The following is a 16,242-nucleotide window of genomic DNA, read 5'->3' as shown; positions in this document are numbered from 1 at the left end:
CTAATAAATTACATCCATTGCCTAACATTTTGTGGTCAAATTTTGTTATTTTTATATGATCACAATTAAATCTGCTCAATATGAATTTTAAAAAAATATTAATTGCTGTTGATAATAGCACTTGCTCAGAAAAAGCAGCCAAGGCTGGCTATGACATGGCCGAAAAATTTGGTGCAGAAGTAGCATTGGTTAACATTATTGAACCAATTCCTGCAAATGTAAATCCCGATTTAACGTTGGCCCCTGTGTTTTTAGAAACTTATGATAACAGTGAAGAAAATAGTCACATTCTGCTTAAAGAGATGGAAACAAAATATGGAAAAGGCATTAAAACCACTTATTTAAGCATTGTAGATACGGCCGCACATGGAATTATCCAACAATCTGATGAGTGGGGATCTGATTTAATCGTGATCGGAACTTATGGCAGAACAGGCCTGTATCACTTTTTAATGGGAAGTGTTGCCGAACACGTGGCCAGAAAATCTGCTTGCCCTGTTTTAATTATTCCAAACAAGTGCGATGTTTAGCTGATTAGAAAAAAAATCAACATGAAAAAGCTAATCTATGCCCCTGTTTTGCTTTTTTTATTAGTTTTCAAGATTTCTTTTGCCCAAACAAAAGATTCGAAACTTTCCATTTCGGAAAAGGAACTAAATAAAATAGATCATCTTTTCAAGCAATATCTGGATAGCGGTTGGATTAAAGGTATAACTGCCAATATTTCTTTCGATGGAAAAACAGTTTATAATAAAGCATTCGGAAATCAAATCGGGCGTCCGTTTAAAAGCGATGATATTTTAAGAATAGCATCTCAAACAAAAGCGGTAACCAGCGTAGCCGTGATGATGCTTTTTGATGAAGGAAAGTTTTTACTTGATGATCCGATTTCCAAATACATTCCGGCTTTTAAAAACCCAAAGGTTTTAGATAAATTCAATAGCAAAGATAGTTCATACACCACTAAACCTGCTAAAAGAGAAATTACCATTCGCGATCTGTTAACCCACACCGCCGGACTTGGTTATGCACAAATCGGATCGCCGGAAATGAATGCCATTTATGCTAAAGCAGGCATTGAAGCTGGTTTTGTGATCAATAAAAAGTTATTACAAACCGATATCAACAAACTTGGCAAATTACCGCTTTCTTCTCAACCAGGGCAGAAATGGGAATACAGTTTGAGTGTGGATGTTTTAGGCAGGCTGGTTGAAGTGGCATCCGGATTAAGCTTAGATGACTTTTTTAGAGAAAAGATTTTCAATCCATTGGGCATGAACGACACTTATTTTGCTTTACCTAAAGAAAAACAAGGCAGATTAGCGTCAGTTTATACCGAAGATTCAAAAACCCGTGAAGTTAAACCCTGGATAGATGGAACCTTTCCCGGCGCAACAATTAATTATCCAATAAATGGTAATGGTTATTTCGCAGGTGGGGCTGGTTTAGTTTCTACCACGAAAGATTATGGTATTTTTCTACAGATGCTACTTAACGGCGGCGAATATAACGGGAACAGGATAATTTCCAAACGCAGCGTAAACCTTATGACAATTAATCAAATTGGAAATTTACCCTTTGGAGATAACCAGTTTGGTTTAGGATTTGAAATCATTTCTGATAAGGGTAGTAAAAAACTGGGGCAGAGTGCGGGTTCTTTTGGTTGGGGAGGTTTTTTCGGTTCCACTTATTGGGTTGATCCGCAAAAGAAAATTGTGGCACAAATTTACATTCAACAATGGCCGTTTTCTCATGGGCAATTGGGTGATCAGTTTAAATCGCTTATTTATCAGGCAGTTCAATAACTCAGGGCATAAAAAAAGTCCCGACAAATCGGGACTTTTCATTCATATTATTTTTTCTTATATGAACTATCCTTCCTGGTGCAACCAGGCTTTCTTAGCTAATAATTCCTCTTCTGTTTCTCTGATATCTTCATCATCCACGCAACAATCTACCGGACAAACCGCAGCACATTGAGGCTCATCATGAAATCCTTTACATTCAGTACATTTATCAGATACGATATAATAAACTTCATCAGAAATCGCCTCCTGAGTCGCATCTGCCTCTATTTGTTGGTTTCCAAAATCGATAATTCCTTCCAAATTGGTTCCATCAGAAAAACGCCATGCAGTTCCTGCATCGTAAATTGCATTATTAGGGCATTCAGGCTCGCATGCCCCACAGTTTATACACTCATCTGTTATTTTAATTGCCATGTCTTCGTCTAATTCTTTTGCTTAGTTTACCTTTGCAGCTGCAAATATAAGATATAATCAATTAATAATAATTCTAAATATGTCAGCATTAACTCAAGAAAAAATAATAATTGCGCTTAAGAAATTAGGAAGAAAGCTTACAAACCCTACTGACATACTAGGAAATGCATTATCTATCGCTCAAAACAGCAATGCATGGTTTACGTTAGAAAACATAAATAAATCTATTTTATCTTTTTCGGAGATGTTGAACGATGCTGAGATAGACCATTGGTTTAAAACAATCAGCTTTACATCAACACCCAAAAAGGTTGGACTAATCCTCGCCGGAAACATCCCTATGGTGGGTTTTCATGATGTTTTATGCGTTCTGGCGACAGGAAATATCGCTTTGGTTAAACTATCATCATCTGATGATAAACTTATTAAAGCTGTTATCACTGAATTGATTAACATTGAACCAGCATTTTTAGATAGAATAGAATACGTAGAAAGACTTAAAGATTTCGATGCCGTAATTGCAACAGGAAGTAATAATTCATCCCGGTATTTTGATTATTATTTTAGTAAAGTGCCAAACATTATCAGAAAAAACAGAAATAGCGTTGCTGTTTTAGATGGTACAGAATCTAAAGAGGAAATAGAAAACCTCGGGCATGATATTTTTGATTATTTCGGTTTAGGATGTAGAAATGTTTCAAAAATATACTTCCCAAAAGGTTACGACATAGCAAATTTTTACGAAGGAATTGAGAAATTTCTCCCTGTAATTAACCACTTCAAATACCAAAACAATTACGACTATAACAAGTCAATTTATCTGGTTAATGCTGCTAAACACTTTGACAACGGTTTTTTATTACTGAAAGAGGATGAAAGTTTAACATCGCCCCTGGCGGTGCTGTTTTATGAGGAATACGAAAATATTCAGGATTTGGATCAAAAGCTTAATCTTCAATCAGAAAATATTCAATGCATTATCACTAAAGCAAATCTGAGCGCCAACACGTTTGCTTTTGGCGAAAGCCAGCACCCCAAACTTTGGGATTATGCCGATAATGTAAATACGGTTGAATTCCTGAACAATTTGGCCTAACACATTTCATAACTTCTTATTTTATAGTTTTTTATTTGGATATTCGCTGAATGCCATTTAGCCATGCGAAATCCATTTAAATTACTTTTACTTCTATTTTTATCTTTTTATAGCGGTAATCTAATTGCTCAACAGTGTGCTGGCGCATTGGGAGATCCTGTAATCAATTTTGATTTCGGCTCTGGAACTGCAAATTTTGGACAATCATTAGGTTCAATTACCAATTATAACTTTGTTACCGGTACACCAAACGATGGAGAATACACCATTGCAAAAAACACTTTTGGGATGCATAACGAACAAAGGGGCTGGCACCAAATAACCAATCACACCCCTAACGACCCCAGTGGTTATATGATGATTGTGAATGCATCCACAAATCCAGGAATTTTCTATCAGGCTACCCTACCCCCATTATGCTCAGGAACCACATATGAGTTTGCCGCCTGGATTATGAATATTCTGAATTATTCTGGCATAAAACCCAACATCACTTTTCAAATCGAAACTAAAAGCGGGCAAATTCTGAAAGCTTACTCCACACAGGACATTCCAGAAACCACAACGCCAACCTGGATTAGGTATTCGACAACATTTACCACGGGAAATGAAACCGATCTTGTGCTCAAAATCATTAATTCGGGCAGAGGTGGAACTGGTAATGATATCGCTTTGGATGATATTACCTTTAGGGCCTGTGGGCCAATCATCACTCAAAAGATAAATGATAGTGATGTGACAAATACCAGTTTATGTGAAGGACAAAGTGGAAGTTATATCTTACAAGCCACTGTTTCAAACAATGTTTACACCAACCCAAAATACCAGTGGCAAACGAATAGTGGCACTGGTTGGACCGATGTTTCAGGCGAAACCAACACAACATATACGGCAACGTTCATCAATGCACAAAAAGGCATTTACCAATATCGATTAGTTGCGGCAGAAGCTCAGAACATTAATTCAGTAATTTGCAGAGTTGCATCTGCGCCCATTACCATTAACGTAAATGCTTATCCGGTGGCTGTTGCAGAAAATTTCGGGCCGGTTTGTATCGGGCAAACCATTCAACTTAATGCCAGTGGAGGCACATCTTACAGCTGGTTGGGCCCGAATTTTTCATCAACGGAAAAAAGTCCAATAATTACAAATGCCACAAAAGCCATGGCCGGAGATTATGTGGTTACTGTAACCGGCAATGGTTGTTCAAGCACTGCAACAACAACTTTAACGGTTTTAGATCCAATTGTTGTTACCACCAATATATCAGAAACCACTATTTGCGAAGGAAGTGCAATTACACTTTCTGCATCTGGCGGAAGTAATTACCAGTGGACTCCTGCAACGGGCTTGTCTGATCCAAAATCTCCAAACCCAATCGCTTCGCCAACAGAAACCACAGTTTATAGGGTGTCAGTATCAAACGGAGGTTGTACAAATTTTGCCGATATTAAAGTAAATGTCATTAAAAATGCAGTCGCAAATGCAGGAATGGATGAGAAAATCCTTGCCGGGCAATCCATAAAGCTGAACGGGAAAGTAAGTGGCGATTATGAATATTTTTACTGGACTCCATCAAATTATCTTAACGACCCAACAAGCTTAACCCCAACCGCAACACCACCAACCGATATTACCTATACCCTGCATGCAGTGACAAAACTGGGTTGCATAACCGGAACAGATGATGTTTTTATCAAGGTATATCCGAAAATAGTTATTCCAAATACGTTTTCTCCAAATGGCGATGCCATTAACGACACCTGGAACATTCCGGCAGCTTATGCATTTCCAAATCCAATTGTTAAAATCTTCAACCGGAATGGGCAACTCGTTTATCAAAGCACAGGAACATTCAAACCCTGGGATGGAAAGTTGAATGGCAAAGATCTCCCTCCTGCTGTTTACTATTACAGCGTTTATTTTAATGAAGATTTTGAGATCTTTACCGGTTGGATTAACCTGATCAGATAAAAAGCTCTTCTTACTTTCTCTTATCGTTTTGAAATGCTATTTTTGGACGCAATGTATATCATTAAAGTAAAAGGCATCGCCAAAATTCCGGATTACGTACAGCTAAGAGATGATAAGTTCACACTACTGGCTTATTTTAGGGTAGATAGACCTGATAAATCATTGGAAAAATTAGGTCTTGGCGATAAACAAGATTACATTATGGAAATGGTTAAAGATTTGCCTTTTGGGCAGATTGCTAAATTAGAAATATAAAATGGCAGGAAACGCAGTAATTCATTTAAGCAATGTTGATGTATTTCAACAGAAACACTTGGTGCTCTCAAATGTAAATTTACATATTGAAAAAGACGAGTTCATTTTTTTGATCGGTCAAACGGGTTCAGGTAAAAGTAGCTTACTGAAAATATTATATGGCGATTTACACATAGGCAATGGAGAAGGAAATATCGCTGGTTTCGACCTCAAAAATTTAAAAGAAAGCCAGGTTCCGTTTTTACGCCGTAAACTTGGTGTAGTGTTTCAGGATTTTCAATTATTAACTGATAGAACCATTGAAAAAAATCTGGAGTTTGTATTGAAAGCTACTGGCTGGAGTGATGAGAAATTAATTAATGAGCGTATTAAAGATGTACTGGATAAAGTTGGCCTGCGTTCGAAAATCAAAAAAATGCCACACGAGATTTCGGGTGGGGAGCAGCAACGTATTGTTATTGCAAGGGCTTTATTAAACGACCCGGAAATTATTCTGGCCGATGAGCCTACCGGTAACCTCGATCCGGAAACCTCAGAAGAAATTGTTACGCTTTTAAAACAAATTAGTCAGGGCGGAACTGCGGTATTAATGGCCACTCATGATTACCACATTATTCGCACTTTCCCGTCACGCATCATCAAATGCGAAAATGGCGCAGTGCTTGAAGGTGCACAAATAGCCTGATTGAATTATTATTTAGATTGACGAATTACGATTTACACTAAAAGCGGCTTTTGACAGCAATGCCGAAGTTCCTACTAGTATTCAATTTGAAAACGGATCAATTACCCCGAATAACTAATGAAGTATTCAACCAAAATAGTGTTGGCTCTACTAGTATATAACTTAGTATTCTTTTGTGTAAACTATTTCTTAAAGTTTGAAATTCGATTAAGCGTTCAGGTAGCATCATCATTGATTGTAGTTTTTGTGCTTTTTCCTCCAAGAAAACTTTACAACAAAAAATCTGAGCTATAATCTGGTAAATAGAGTAGCCGGTTAGAAGTATTCTAATCGACTCCGGATATCTATAAAAATCTTAATGCTCTATTAACATAGTTTAATGGCTATACAAATTATAAATGAGATTATGTTACGATTTAACGTTACGCCAATCTAAAGCTGTAAATCTACAATCGTAAAATATATTGTCAGTTAATCAGCCAATCTGTTCAGATAAATTCAAATAAATCTGACAGCTTGGCTGATTTCCGTTTATGGCAAAATAGTTGAGATCAACACCAAAAAATTCAGCCTGGTATTATGTTTAATAAGAAGAAAAACAACGATAAAGAAGAAAATATAATGAATCCTGAAAACACATCAGAAAATGCTGCTGAAAATGCAGAAAATACTGATGCCTCTGTTAATGAGACTGAACAGGCCCCTGAATTATCTGCCGAAGAGAAATTGCAGGCAGAAGTTCAACAGCTTAATGATAAATATTTACGTTTATATGCTGAGTTCGATAACTACAAACGTCGTACTCAAAAAGAACGTGTTGAGTTATTACAAACAGCTGGTAAAGATGTAATTGTATCATTACTACCTGTTCTTGATGATTTTGACCGCGCTTTAAAAGCAATGGAAACCGCAGCTGATGTAGCACCTGTTAAAGAAGGTATACTTTTGGTTAGTACCAAATTGAAAAATACCCTGGCGCAAAAAGGCTTAAAAGATGTGGAAAGCATCAACCAACCTTTTGATACTGATTTTCATGAAGCCATTACCAATATTCCTGCACCAACAGAAGATTTAAAAGGAAAAGTAATTGATGAAGTTGAAAAAGGTTACACGCTAAATGATAATGTAATCCGCTTTGCTAAAGTTGTAGTTGGAGCGTAAGGATTGAAATGTTGTAAGGTTTAAAAGTTGATATGTTTCAAACATAGCGCAACATGATACCTTACATAAATAAATAAAAAACTGAGTGTTTGCTATTGGGTATTAAGCATTAAAATGTTTTAACCTTCAAACATTTCAACGTTTACAAAGAAGATGAGTAAAAGAGATTATTACGACGTATTAGGCGTTAGCAAGAGCGCACCAGCTGATGAGATCAAGAAAGCTTATCGCAAGATGGCTATTAAATATCACCCAGATAAAAATCCAGGAGATAAAACAGCAGAAGATAAATTTAAAGAAGCTGCAGAGGCTTACGAGGTTTTAAGCAGCCCTGAAAAGAGACAGCGTTATGATCAATTTGGTCATGCAGGTGTTGGCAGCAGTGCATCTGGTGGTTATGGTGGCGGAAGCATGAACATGGATGATATTTTCAGTAATTTTGGAGATATTTTTGGTGGCCATAATCCTTTCGAAAGCTTTTTCGGAGGTGGTGGAGGCCAGCAACGTGGAGGCGGCCGTCGTGTGGCTAAAGGTTCTAACCTGCGTATAAAAGTTAAATTAACACTTGAAGAAATTGCGCACGGAGCAGAGAAAAAAATCAAGGTTAATAAATTAATTGTTTGCAAAACCTGCGATGGTTCTGGTGCTAAGGACAAATCATCAGTAAGTACTTGCGGTACTTGTGGTGGTAGCGGACAAGTTCGCCGGGTAACCAATACCATTTTAGGACAGATGCAAACAGCATCTACCTGTCCTACTTGTAACGGTAGCGGACAACAAATTACAGCCAAGTGTAATGTTTGCCACGGTGATGGAGTGGTTCGTGGTGAAGAAACCATTACCATTAACATTCCTGCCGGTGTAAGTGAAGGCATGCAACTGAGCATGAGCGGAAAAGGAAATGCCGCTCCTAATGGCGGTATTCCAGGAGATTTAATTATCTTAATTGAAGAAACTCCTCATGAAACTTTAAAACGCGAAGGCAATAACATTGTTTATGATTTGCATTTAAGCTTTGTTGATGCAGCTTTAGGAATGAGCATTGAAGTACCAACCATTGATGGTAAGGCTAAAATTAAAATAGAACCCGGAACGCAAAGCGGAAAGTTATTACGTTTAAAAGGTAAAGGTTTACCAGAGGTAAATTCTTATCACCGGGGCGATGAAATTATTCACATCAATATTTGGACACCAAAAGCTTTAAGTAGCGACGAACGTAATACTTTAGAGAAATTACGTGAATCTCCAAACTTTAAGCCGCAGCCTGGTAAAAATGATAAAAGCTTCTTCGAAAGAATGAAGGAATATTTTGAGTAATAGCAATTAAACAAATGAAAAACCGATGCCTGAAACATCGGTTTTTTTATGATCGTCATGATGAAAGTGAAGGTTTGGAAATGGAGTGAAGCAATCTTCTGCTTAAAATGTTAAATAAATAATAAACTGATAGCTGTATTATATTAGCCTAAGTTTATTCATTTAAAAAATAAATTTTCAGGCAGCTACGGGGCAAACTTTAAATTTCAATAGCTGTTATATCAACATGAAATGGAGAATTGGTTGTTCGGGTTTTTACTACCGCGAATGGAAGGAAGTATTCTACCCTAAAGGTTTGGCACAAAAAGATTGGTTTAAATATTATACAACACATTTTAACACCATCGAAATCAATTCGACCTTTTACAAAATGCCAACTCAAAAATCTTTTGATAAATGGTACGATGAAAGTCCGGCGGAGTTTGTATTTACCATTAAGGCACCAAGATTAATTACTCACTATAAACAGTTAAAGGAATGCGAAGAACTTTTAGCTGATTTTTATGATCGTATTTCTACTGGTATAAAAGATAAACTTGGCTGCGTGTTATTTCAGTTTCCGCCTAAGTTTGAATATAATGATGAAAGATTAGACCTGCTGTTGAAGAATTTGAATCCTAAATTCCAGAATGTAGTGGAATTCAGGCATATCAGTTGGTTTAGTGATGAAATATATGAAAAGTTAGGGACCAAAAACATTATTTTCAGCGGGCAAAGTTATCCCGCTGCCCTCCCCGATCAAGTTATTAAAAATACAAGTACAATTTATTATCGTTTTCACGGAAAACCAGTTTTATACAAATCAGAATATGATCCGATAGTGATACAAGATTTCGTTGAGGAAATTCCAACTGGTACTGAAGAAGCCTTTATCTATTTCAATAATACCTGGGGAGTGGGTGCTTTAAACAACTCCAGATACCTGAAAGAAATGATAAACAAAAGTTAATTTTACTAAAAATTTTAGTAATTTTGAGCATGGAAAATTTATTTTTGGTATGTCTTGTTCCACCGCCTGCAATTGTAGAAGATATTGATGAGATCAGAGCATTTATTTCAGCAAAATTTAATGTTCATGAATCATTAAAGCGGCCAGCACACATTACTTTATACAATCCAGTGAAAGTTACTTCATCGATGCAAGAACAGCAGTTCTTCAAAGCACTTGAAGAGGCTACATATTCTGAAAATTTTAAGCAAATAGTTAAGAATTTTAGTTCTTTTCCAGAACATACATTTTACCTCGATGTAGAGCAAAATGCAGGAATCATGAATCTTCATGCACAGATCAAAACGCAATTGAAACCATTGAAATTACTAACCAGTAAAGATAATTTCAAATTCACACCTCATTTAACGCTGGCTTTTAAAGATGTAAAACCACCAACTTACTATGCGATCATGGATGAGTTTAAGGATAGAAAATTCAAACGGGAATTTACTGTATCGGGTTTTTCCGTTTACAAACATATCGATAAAAAGTGGCGGCCTTTTAAAGAAATAGCCTTTAAGTTACCCAGTGAAAAGCCTAAACCGTTAAGACTTTTTGAATAGTATTAGAATGGCATCCCGATACCAAAGTTATATTGAAGAAAACGATAAGTATCAGGTGCATGGGTTGCATTATACTCGTTTTTGAAAGCTCTCGCGCCTGATAAAAATTTTCCGATAACCCATTGATTGCCTCCTAAAAACTGAGGATCTTTTAATTTCAAGCCAACATCAAATCTAAATACAAAGTACTGAACATCATAACGTAAGCCAACACCAGTACCTATGGCAACCTGTTGGGCCAATTTGCTTAGTTTAAACACAGTAATTTCATCTAGTTCTGAAACTTCCTGGCTAATCGATTCACCTCTACGAATATTCCATATGTTACCGGCATCTACAAATGCAGCACCTTTCAATGTAGCACCAAAAAACTTTTTTGCCACTGTAAAACGATATTCAAAATTTGTTTCAAGCCGCATTGTACCTAATTGATCTAAGCCAAAAAATGCTCTTCTCAAATCATCAGTTCTAATTACTTCTCTGTTATAATTCCCAGGCCCTATGGTTCTGGCTTGCCAAGCTCTTAATCCATTTGATCCTCCCGCAAAAAATTGCTTTTCAAAAGGGATTCCTGTCAATATAGAGTTGCCATAAGAATAAGCTATACCGGTATTTAAACGCGCAATGAATTGCCTATCACCACCTAAATGCTTATACCATCTTAAATCCATTTCAGGCCGTACATATTGATTGAATGGCAAGCCAAGTATTCTGGCAGGGTTATTATTGGCCGGGTCACTGTCAGCACTGCTAAGTTTTGATATACCTTGGAGCAAATTACCTGCTATATCCATATTTACCCTTAAATAAACAAAACTTCTAAGCTGATTTAACTTATCAGCATTTAAAGAATAACTATATTTCATTCCCAGTGTTAAATCTTTACGATCTAGCAAAGTAGCATAATATAAGTTGTTTACCACAGTAGCCGAGTCTACTCCAGGTTCAAGGGTTCCTAAACGATACTCAAAATTAAGCGGTGTAAAAGAGTGAAGTTTCGATTTTGTTTCAAACCAATCATAAGTTACAGAGTTTATAAATACACGCCTTACAGAAACATCCTTTTGCAAAGCATAGATATAACTTGATGAAAAAGTAGTGTGTGGCATCCCATTTCCACCAAGAATAGGTTTATAAAATGGGATTAATAACCTTGGTACCGAAATGCTGGCACTAATTGAAAAATCCCGCTGATAAATATCTTTAAGCGGAGTTTGTCCATTCCCTATTCTGGATTGCAAACCGCCTTTTAATTGCAACTCAAACCGTTCTGCCCCTCTGAATAAATTATTATTGGTATAGGTATTACTTAAGGTAAAGCCAACTGTACCTCCGTTAAAGGGAACTTCTCCTTCAATTCTGTTGCTCATCACTTTCTGAGGTGTAAGCAATATAATCGGGTTTATTTTATTCCCTGTACTATCTCTATTGAAGTAATCAATTTTAACATTTTTAAAGATATTTAATTCATAAAGACGATCATAAGTTAAATTCTCATTTCTGATATCGAACAGTTCGCCTTGTTTCAGGAAATCATATCTTACAATAGGATTTCTTCTATAACGTTTAGAAAAATCGGTAAAAATAATTCCGTTAACGGTGTCTTTACTCAACTTTGTTCTTGCAGAATCAGGAAATCCATCCGGGCTCGGAGCAATAACCATGTGAGTAATGCCTATATTATACTGCTTATGAGGACCATTTGGGGGATTGGTAATATTTAATCTTAAGTCTACTTTCTCTGGTTCATCCGTTTCTATTACATCAAAATTCACATATGGCCTTAAGAAATAGAAATAACCATTCTCTTTCATTACTCTATAAATCTGTTCACGTTCATAGGTTAAAGAGTCTACATCGTACTGCATTCCGGCACGTAAGCGGGTAAAAGTAGGTTTTGTGGTTTCATAAACTTCCTTAACTTTTTTACTGAAAATAGAATCGCTGAGTTTACCTACATATGATGCTTTCCCTTGATTGGCTAAAAAATTAATTTCTGCTTTTTTGTTTTTTACTTTGATTTCTGATGTGACTTTAGCACTGAAATAGCCTTTTCCATTAAGAAATTTCTGAATCTGATTTCTGGATATTTCGACTAAAGTACTGTCCAATATGGCTGGCGGAGTACCAAAGGGTTTTATGTTATTGGTTTTATAGCGTCCATCTTTAGTGTTGAATAAATTATATAATGGAACATTAATACTAAGTGCAGATGCTGGCCTGATGTCTTTCTGAACATAATTGTAAGCCTGTTCCTCAAATTTTGCATCCACGCTGTCAATTGTAACCTTTTTTACAATCGCCTGGTAATCGGGAATATATTTAGTAGATGAACAGCTCTGAATTAAAACAATAATAAATAGTAATATTGCAGTGCTTTTCAGTTTAATATTTATTAAGTATTGGTATGCTTTCAAAGTCTCAGATTAGTTTTATAAAGTCGTTACATCAAAAAAAATATCGTAAAGAGCATGGTTTATTTTTAGTTGAAGGTTTAAAATCCATTCAAGAATTTATCCATTCAAGTTACCAAATCCACAGCATATTTTACAATAGCGAACAATCCAATTTGTTACCCAAATTGCCTGCAAATATAAACTTATTTGAAGTAAAGAACGTTGAATTGGAGAAGATTAGTACTTTACAAACACCCCAGGGATTTTTAGCATTGATTTACCTGCCAAAAAACAAAAAAATTAACCATAAAGCATTGAAGAATCAGTTCACTTTGGTTCTTGACGGCGTGCAAGACCCAGGCAACATGGGAACCATAATCAGAACAGCAGATTGGTTCGGGTTTAACAAAATCATTTGCTCAGAAGATACCGTTGAAGCCTTCAACCCGAAAACGGTTCAGGCTACCATGGGCTCGTTAGCCAGAATTGATGTTTACTATGAAAATTTAAATTCTTTTCTTGCTCAAAGCAATTTACCCGTTTTCGGAGCTTTGCTTGATGGAGAATCCATTTATAAAACAAACTGGGGAAATGAGGGTTTGGTAATTTTAGGCAATGAGGGAAAAGGAATTTCAGAAGAAATTATCAAAAAAATAAATAAACCAATAACCATACCTCGGGTTGGAGAAGCTGAATCGTTAAATGTTGCAGTGAGTGCCGCAATTTTTTGTTCTGAACTAGTGAGAGTTAAAAATTAATAGGATAATAATTAAGATAATATTTGCGGGCTAATTAATAATTGCTATTTTTGCAGCCTTGAATTTAAAGGTCGAGTGGCCGAGTGGCTAGGCAGAGGTCTGCAAAACCTTCTACAGCGGTTCGAATCCGCTCTCGACCTCCATTTGTACAAATAAAATAATTAAAAGGTTATTACCATGGCAGTTACCAGATTAAAAAGAAAAGACAGAAGAAATAAAAATACAGCTCACCAAGAGGTAGCATTTTTAAAAAGAGCAACTAACATTGAGTTAGGAAGCCGCTCTGCACAACCTAAAAACGATCAATTAGCTAAAAACAATGCTGTTTTAGCTGGTTTAGCAAAATAGTTTTTAGAAAAATTCTTCTTAAAGATTTAAAGCATCCTTCTGATCAAAGGATGCTTTTTTTATGGACTGGATTTTCTATTTAATCAAATGGCTTTCACTTTGTTTTGCCAACATCAGTGATGTGTGTAAATTTGGTTGATGCTAAACTCTTATACCCTAACAGTTGCTGGATATACCAAATATCTGTTCCGCTTTCTAATAAACGTGATCTGGCAGTTTCCATCCCCCCGCTTAAAATCTCTGAATATTTCACATTTATTATATTTAGGGTAAATATTGTAAATTCAAAAAGATATACAGAATAACAAGTTGAATATGAACAAACTGATTAAAGAAATTTACTAAATTTTGATTTACGAAGTTTAGTTAATTAAGATTTGCGCAATGCGTAAATTTAGAGCTTGATGCCATATCCAGACGAACCGAAACATTTAATGAGAAATGAAGAAAAATTTAATACTTATTGTTTTTTTAGTGCACAGCGGTCTGACACTTTTAGCGCAAGACCGAGTAAAATTTAAATTGCATTTTTCCGAAATCTATGCGACTTATGATTTCCTTACTAAAATATCTGATAATTATCCAGACAATGATTTGAAGACAATTTATACTAACTCAAAGTATAATACAGAAAATTACAAGAAACAGGTTTCGGATTTTGAAAAAATCCGTTTAAACTATACTTATTCCTACGACCAGTATCCACAACCACTAAAAGTGGCGATGATGTCTGTTGATCTGTTAGAAAAAAATTTGGCCACAAGCCAAACCATGCAAGAGTTCAGGAATAAGTCTTTAGGAATTATTCCCAATGAAGACCTTATTGCTTTTTCTGAAACCATAGAAAAGTTTCAACCTATCTATCACGAACTAGTAGCCCTGCCAAATATTTCAGCTCTTGAAGAGCAGAAAACCAATCTGTTGAATTACGTGAAAAGCAACCAATTTTCAGATTGTTTTCAAATAGGCTTATCGTTTTATAATACAGCCTGGGATAAAAGCGTACCATTTGAGCTCAATCTGCTTCCTTCTCTTGACAAAGGGAATTTGGGAGCAAGAGCATTTTTCAATGTGGCTGTTTGTGAAGCATCATTGGGCCTTAAAGACCATAAATCTTTTTTTAGTGTGGCCATGCACGAAATATACCATATCATTTACGACAACCAGTCACTTCAATTGAAAAATAATATTCAACAATGGTTTAATAAAACAAATTCACCAAACAGTCAATACGCTTTGTTATTGTTGAACGAAGTGCTTGCAACTGCATTGGGAAACGCGTATATAATGGAACAGCTTAATGGGAAAATTGAAGACGACGACTGGTATGGAAATAAATATATTGCTGAAATGTCAAAGGCAATTTATCCAACAGTGAAAAAATATGTTGAGAACAAAAAAGCTATTGATGAAGACTTTATAAAAACATATGTACAACTGTATGATACTAATTTCCCCAATTGGCCAAACGAACTAATGCATTTATTTATGTACCGCTACATTGTAACAGACACAAGAGACGACTGGCAATATTTCAGAAAAACCTATCGTTTTTATTCGTACAACAGGCTATCAGGTAATATTTCAGAATCAGAGATAGAAAAGGCTAAAAACAGTCCTCTAACTAAGTGCTTTGTAATTTCTACGAAACATAAAGAAAAAATAGGGTTGTTAAGAAACAACTTTCCTGAGACGAAAAAAAGAAATATGAATTACAAAAAGGAATTTATTGAAATTTTTATGCTTGAAGACCGAACAAAACTAATTATCATTAACAAATATGAATCGACCGTGGAAGATTTGATGAAAAAATATTTTCCGAATAATATAATCAAATGATATGACATATAAGATCGGGACAATACTTGTTCGTTGCCAGCAATGTCAAACGACCGAACAATTCTGAGAGTTTGTAAAACATCTGTGGACTGTCTGCTGACAGAAATTTATCAGACTATGCCATAATTTGAGCAATAGTGCTTCAATCAACATTTGACAGGTATCATTTAACACAACTGATAACGCTAAAAACCATTACAACGATTAAAAAAACCAAGATATGACAACAAAAGACAGTAAAGTATTTTTTGCTCCTGAACTTTTCATCAACAATGGAGTGAAAGACATTTCATTTTATGAAAAAGCATTCGGAGCAACGGAACAAATGCGCTTTTCCAATGATGACGGCAGCATTCACGTTGTAGAGCTTTCTATTAACGGAGCTATATTTCACATGCATGAAATGACGGCAAAGCAGTATTTCTTTTCTCCTGACAAAAACCACGGCACTACAATCTGTATTGGCTTGTTTGTTTCTGACGTTGAAGAAGTAATTAGTAAAGCAATTAAAGCAGGAGCAACTGAAATAAATCCTGCCCAAGATTACGAATACGGTTACAGACAAGGAACAATCAAAGATCCGTTTGGACATTATTGGCAAATACAGAAAAAAATCTAAAGAACAAACACAAGTCTG

Annotated in this window: 17 protein-coding genes and 1 tRNA gene; 15 read left to right on the top strand and 3 right to left on the bottom strand. The window is 35.8% G+C overall.

Annotated features, from left to right (window positions below):
• Window positions 1-80 precede the first annotated feature (80 nt).
• On the top strand, window positions 81-530 hold the full coding sequence (locus tag DU508_RS13455; RefSeq protein ID WP_115403296.1) for a universal stress protein: 450 nt from the start codon (window positions 81-83) through the stop codon (window positions 528-530).
• Window positions 531-551: 21 nt separating this feature from the next.
• Window positions 552-1,805: a serine hydrolase domain-containing protein gene (locus DU508_RS13450; protein ID WP_115403295.1), complete on the top strand. Its 1,254-nt coding sequence runs from the start codon at window positions 552-554 to the stop codon at window positions 1,803-1,805.
• A 66-nt stretch (window positions 1,806-1,871) separates the two neighbouring features.
• Here DU508_RS13450 and DU508_RS13445 read toward each other — a convergent pair whose 3' ends face one another.
• Entirely contained in the window at window positions 1,872-2,222 is a 351-nt protein-coding gene (locus tag DU508_RS13445; RefSeq protein ID WP_115403294.1) for a 4Fe-4S dicluster domain-containing protein, read from the bottom strand.
• Window positions 2,223-2,301: 79 nt separating this feature from the next.
• Here DU508_RS13445 and DU508_RS13440 point away from each other — a divergent pair, with 79 nt between their 5' ends.
• The 8 genes from DU508_RS13440 (at window position 2,302) to DU508_RS13405 (ending at window position 10,264) form a co-directional block, all read left to right on the top strand.
• A complete protein-coding gene (locus tag DU508_RS13440) occupies window positions 2,302-3,318 on the top strand; it encodes an acyl-CoA reductase (RefSeq protein ID WP_115403293.1) in 1,017 nt (338 codons plus the stop codon).
• A 63-nt stretch (window positions 3,319-3,381) separates the two neighbouring features.
• A complete protein-coding gene (locus tag DU508_RS13435; protein WP_115403292.1) occupies window positions 3,382-5,292 on the top strand; it encodes a T9SS type B sorting domain-containing protein in 1,911 nt (636 codons plus the stop codon).
• Between the two features lie 51 nt (window positions 5,293-5,343).
• Entirely contained in the window at window positions 5,344-5,547 is a 204-nt protein-coding gene (locus tag DU508_RS13430) for a fructose-6-phosphate aldolase (RefSeq protein ID WP_115403291.1), read from the top strand.
• A 1-nt stretch (window position 5,548) separates the two neighbouring features.
• Window positions 5,549-6,232 (top strand): cell division ATP-binding protein FtsE, encoded by a 684-nt coding sequence (locus DU508_RS13425; protein WP_115403290.1) that lies wholly within the window; start codon window positions 5,549-5,551, stop codon window positions 6,230-6,232.
• Window positions 6,233-6,811: 579 nt separating this feature from the next.
• A complete protein-coding gene (locus tag DU508_RS13420) occupies window positions 6,812-7,393 on the top strand; it encodes a nucleotide exchange factor GrpE (protein ID WP_115403289.1) in 582 nt (193 codons plus the stop codon).
• Window positions 7,394-7,546: 153 nt separating this feature from the next.
• Complete coding sequence (gene dnaJ, locus DU508_RS13415; RefSeq protein ID WP_115403288.1) at window positions 7,547-8,710, top strand: molecular chaperone DnaJ; 1,164 nt, start codon at window positions 7,547-7,549, stop codon at window positions 8,708-8,710.
• A 226-nt stretch (window positions 8,711-8,936) separates the two neighbouring features.
• Entirely contained in the window at window positions 8,937-9,659 is a 723-nt protein-coding gene (locus tag DU508_RS13410) for a DUF72 domain-containing protein (protein WP_115403287.1), read from the top strand.
• Window positions 9,660-9,688: 29 nt separating this feature from the next.
• Complete coding sequence (locus tag DU508_RS13405) at window positions 9,689-10,264, top strand: 2'-5' RNA ligase family protein (RefSeq protein WP_115403286.1); 576 nt, start codon at window positions 9,689-9,691, stop codon at window positions 10,262-10,264.
• Window positions 10,265-10,266: 2 nt separating this feature from the next.
• Here DU508_RS13405 and tamL read toward each other — a convergent pair whose 3' ends face one another.
• The gene (gene tamL, locus DU508_RS13400) at window positions 10,267-12,681 is read right to left on the bottom strand and encodes a translocation and assembly module lipoprotein TamL (protein WP_115403285.1); all 2,415 of its coding nucleotides are present in this window, start codon (window positions 12,679-12,681) and stop codon (window positions 10,267-10,269) included.
• Here tamL and DU508_RS13395 point away from each other — a divergent pair.
• The 3 genes from DU508_RS13395 (at window position 12,672) to DU508_RS13385 (ending at window position 13,766) form a co-directional block, all read left to right on the top strand.
• Window positions 12,672-13,418, top strand: a complete 747-nt coding sequence (locus DU508_RS13395; protein ID WP_115403284.1) for a TrmH family RNA methyltransferase — start codon at window positions 12,672-12,674, stop codon at window positions 13,416-13,418. The two genes, tamL and DU508_RS13395, sit on opposite strands and share 10 nt — an antisense overlap.
• Before the next feature lie 69 nt (window positions 13,419-13,487).
• Window positions 13,488-13,561: transfer RNA gene (locus DU508_RS13390), tRNA-Cys, on the top strand.
• Between the two features lie 34 nt (window positions 13,562-13,595).
• Window positions 13,596-13,766, top strand: a complete 171-nt coding sequence (locus DU508_RS13385) for a hypothetical protein (protein ID WP_010602219.1) — start codon at window positions 13,596-13,598, stop codon at window positions 13,764-13,766.
• A gap of 94 nt (window positions 13,767-13,860) precedes the next feature.
• Here the strand turns inward: DU508_RS13385 and DU508_RS23840 are convergent, their stop codons facing one another.
• Window positions 13,861-14,019 carry a hypothetical protein gene (locus DU508_RS23840; RefSeq protein WP_158542172.1) on the bottom strand — a complete coding sequence of 53 codons (159 nt, stop codon included), beginning with the start codon at window positions 14,017-14,019 and terminating at the stop codon, window positions 13,861-13,863.
• A 188-nt stretch (window positions 14,020-14,207) separates the two neighbouring features.
• Between DU508_RS23840 and DU508_RS13380 the strand changes: the two genes are divergently transcribed.
• Window positions 14,208-15,605, top strand: a complete 1,398-nt coding sequence (locus tag DU508_RS13380) for a hypothetical protein (RefSeq protein ID WP_115403283.1) — start codon at window positions 14,208-14,210, stop codon at window positions 15,603-15,605.
• 220 nt (window positions 15,606-15,825) lie between these two features.
• Window positions 15,826-16,224: a VOC family protein gene (locus DU508_RS13375; RefSeq protein ID WP_115403282.1), complete on the top strand. Its 399-nt coding sequence runs from the start codon at window positions 15,826-15,828 to the stop codon at window positions 16,222-16,224.
• Window positions 16,225-16,242 lie beyond the last annotated feature (18 nt).

The organism is Pedobacter chinensis (genome assembly GCF_003339865.1).
Lineage (GTDB): Bacteria > Bacteroidota > Bacteroidia > Sphingobacteriales > Sphingobacteriaceae > Pedobacter > Pedobacter chinensis.
This window is presented reverse-complemented; position numbering and strand designations above follow the sequence as displayed.

What these genes read in the sequence shown, in the direction of transcription:
- DU508_RS13450 (WP_115403295.1), top strand. Translation starts at nt 552, where the DNA reads ATGAAAAAGCTAATCTATGCCCCTGTTTTGCTTTTTTTATTAGTTTTC.
- DU508_RS13440 (WP_115403293.1), top strand. Translation starts at nt 2,302, where the DNA reads ATGTCAGCATTAACTCAAGAAAAAATAATAATTGCGCTTAAGAAATTA.
- DU508_RS13395 (WP_115403284.1), top strand. Translation starts at nt 12,672, where the DNA reads ATGCTTTCAAAGTCTCAGATTAGTTTTATAAAGTCGTTACATCAAAAA.
- DU508_RS13430 (WP_115403291.1), top strand. Translation starts at nt 5,344, where the DNA reads ATGTATATCATTAAAGTAAAAGGCATCGCCAAAATTCCGGATTACGTA.
- dnaJ (WP_115403288.1), top strand. Translation starts at nt 7,547, where the DNA reads ATGAGTAAAAGAGATTATTACGACGTATTAGGCGTTAGCAAGAGCGCA.
- DU508_RS13410 (WP_115403287.1), top strand. Translation starts at nt 8,937, where the DNA reads ATGAAATGGAGAATTGGTTGTTCGGGTTTTTACTACCGCGAATGGAAG.
- DU508_RS13435 (WP_115403292.1), top strand. Translation starts at nt 3,382, where the DNA reads ATGCGAAATCCATTTAAATTACTTTTACTTCTATTTTTATCTTTTTAT.
- DU508_RS13445 (WP_115403294.1), bottom strand. Translation starts at nt 2,222, where the DNA reads ATGGCAATTAAAATAACAGATGAGTGTATAAACTGTGGGGCATGCGAG.
- DU508_RS13455 (WP_115403296.1), top strand. Translation starts at nt 81, where the DNA reads ATGAATTTTAAAAAAATATTAATTGCTGTTGATAATAGCACTTGCTCA.
- DU508_RS13385 (WP_010602219.1), top strand. Translation starts at nt 13,596, where the DNA reads ATGGCAGTTACCAGATTAAAAAGAAAAGACAGAAGAAATAAAAATACA.
- DU508_RS13420 (WP_115403289.1), top strand. Translation starts at nt 6,812, where the DNA reads ATGTTTAATAAGAAGAAAAACAACGATAAAGAAGAAAATATAATGAAT.
- DU508_RS13405 (WP_115403286.1), top strand. Translation starts at nt 9,689, where the DNA reads ATGGAAAATTTATTTTTGGTATGTCTTGTTCCACCGCCTGCAATTGTA.
- DU508_RS13375 (WP_115403282.1), top strand. Translation starts at nt 15,826, where the DNA reads ATGACAACAAAAGACAGTAAAGTATTTTTTGCTCCTGAACTTTTCATC.
- DU508_RS13425 (WP_115403290.1), top strand. Translation starts at nt 5,549, where the DNA reads ATGGCAGGAAACGCAGTAATTCATTTAAGCAATGTTGATGTATTTCAA.
- DU508_RS13380 (WP_115403283.1), top strand. Translation starts at nt 14,208, where the DNA reads ATGAAGAAAAATTTAATACTTATTGTTTTTTTAGTGCACAGCGGTCTG.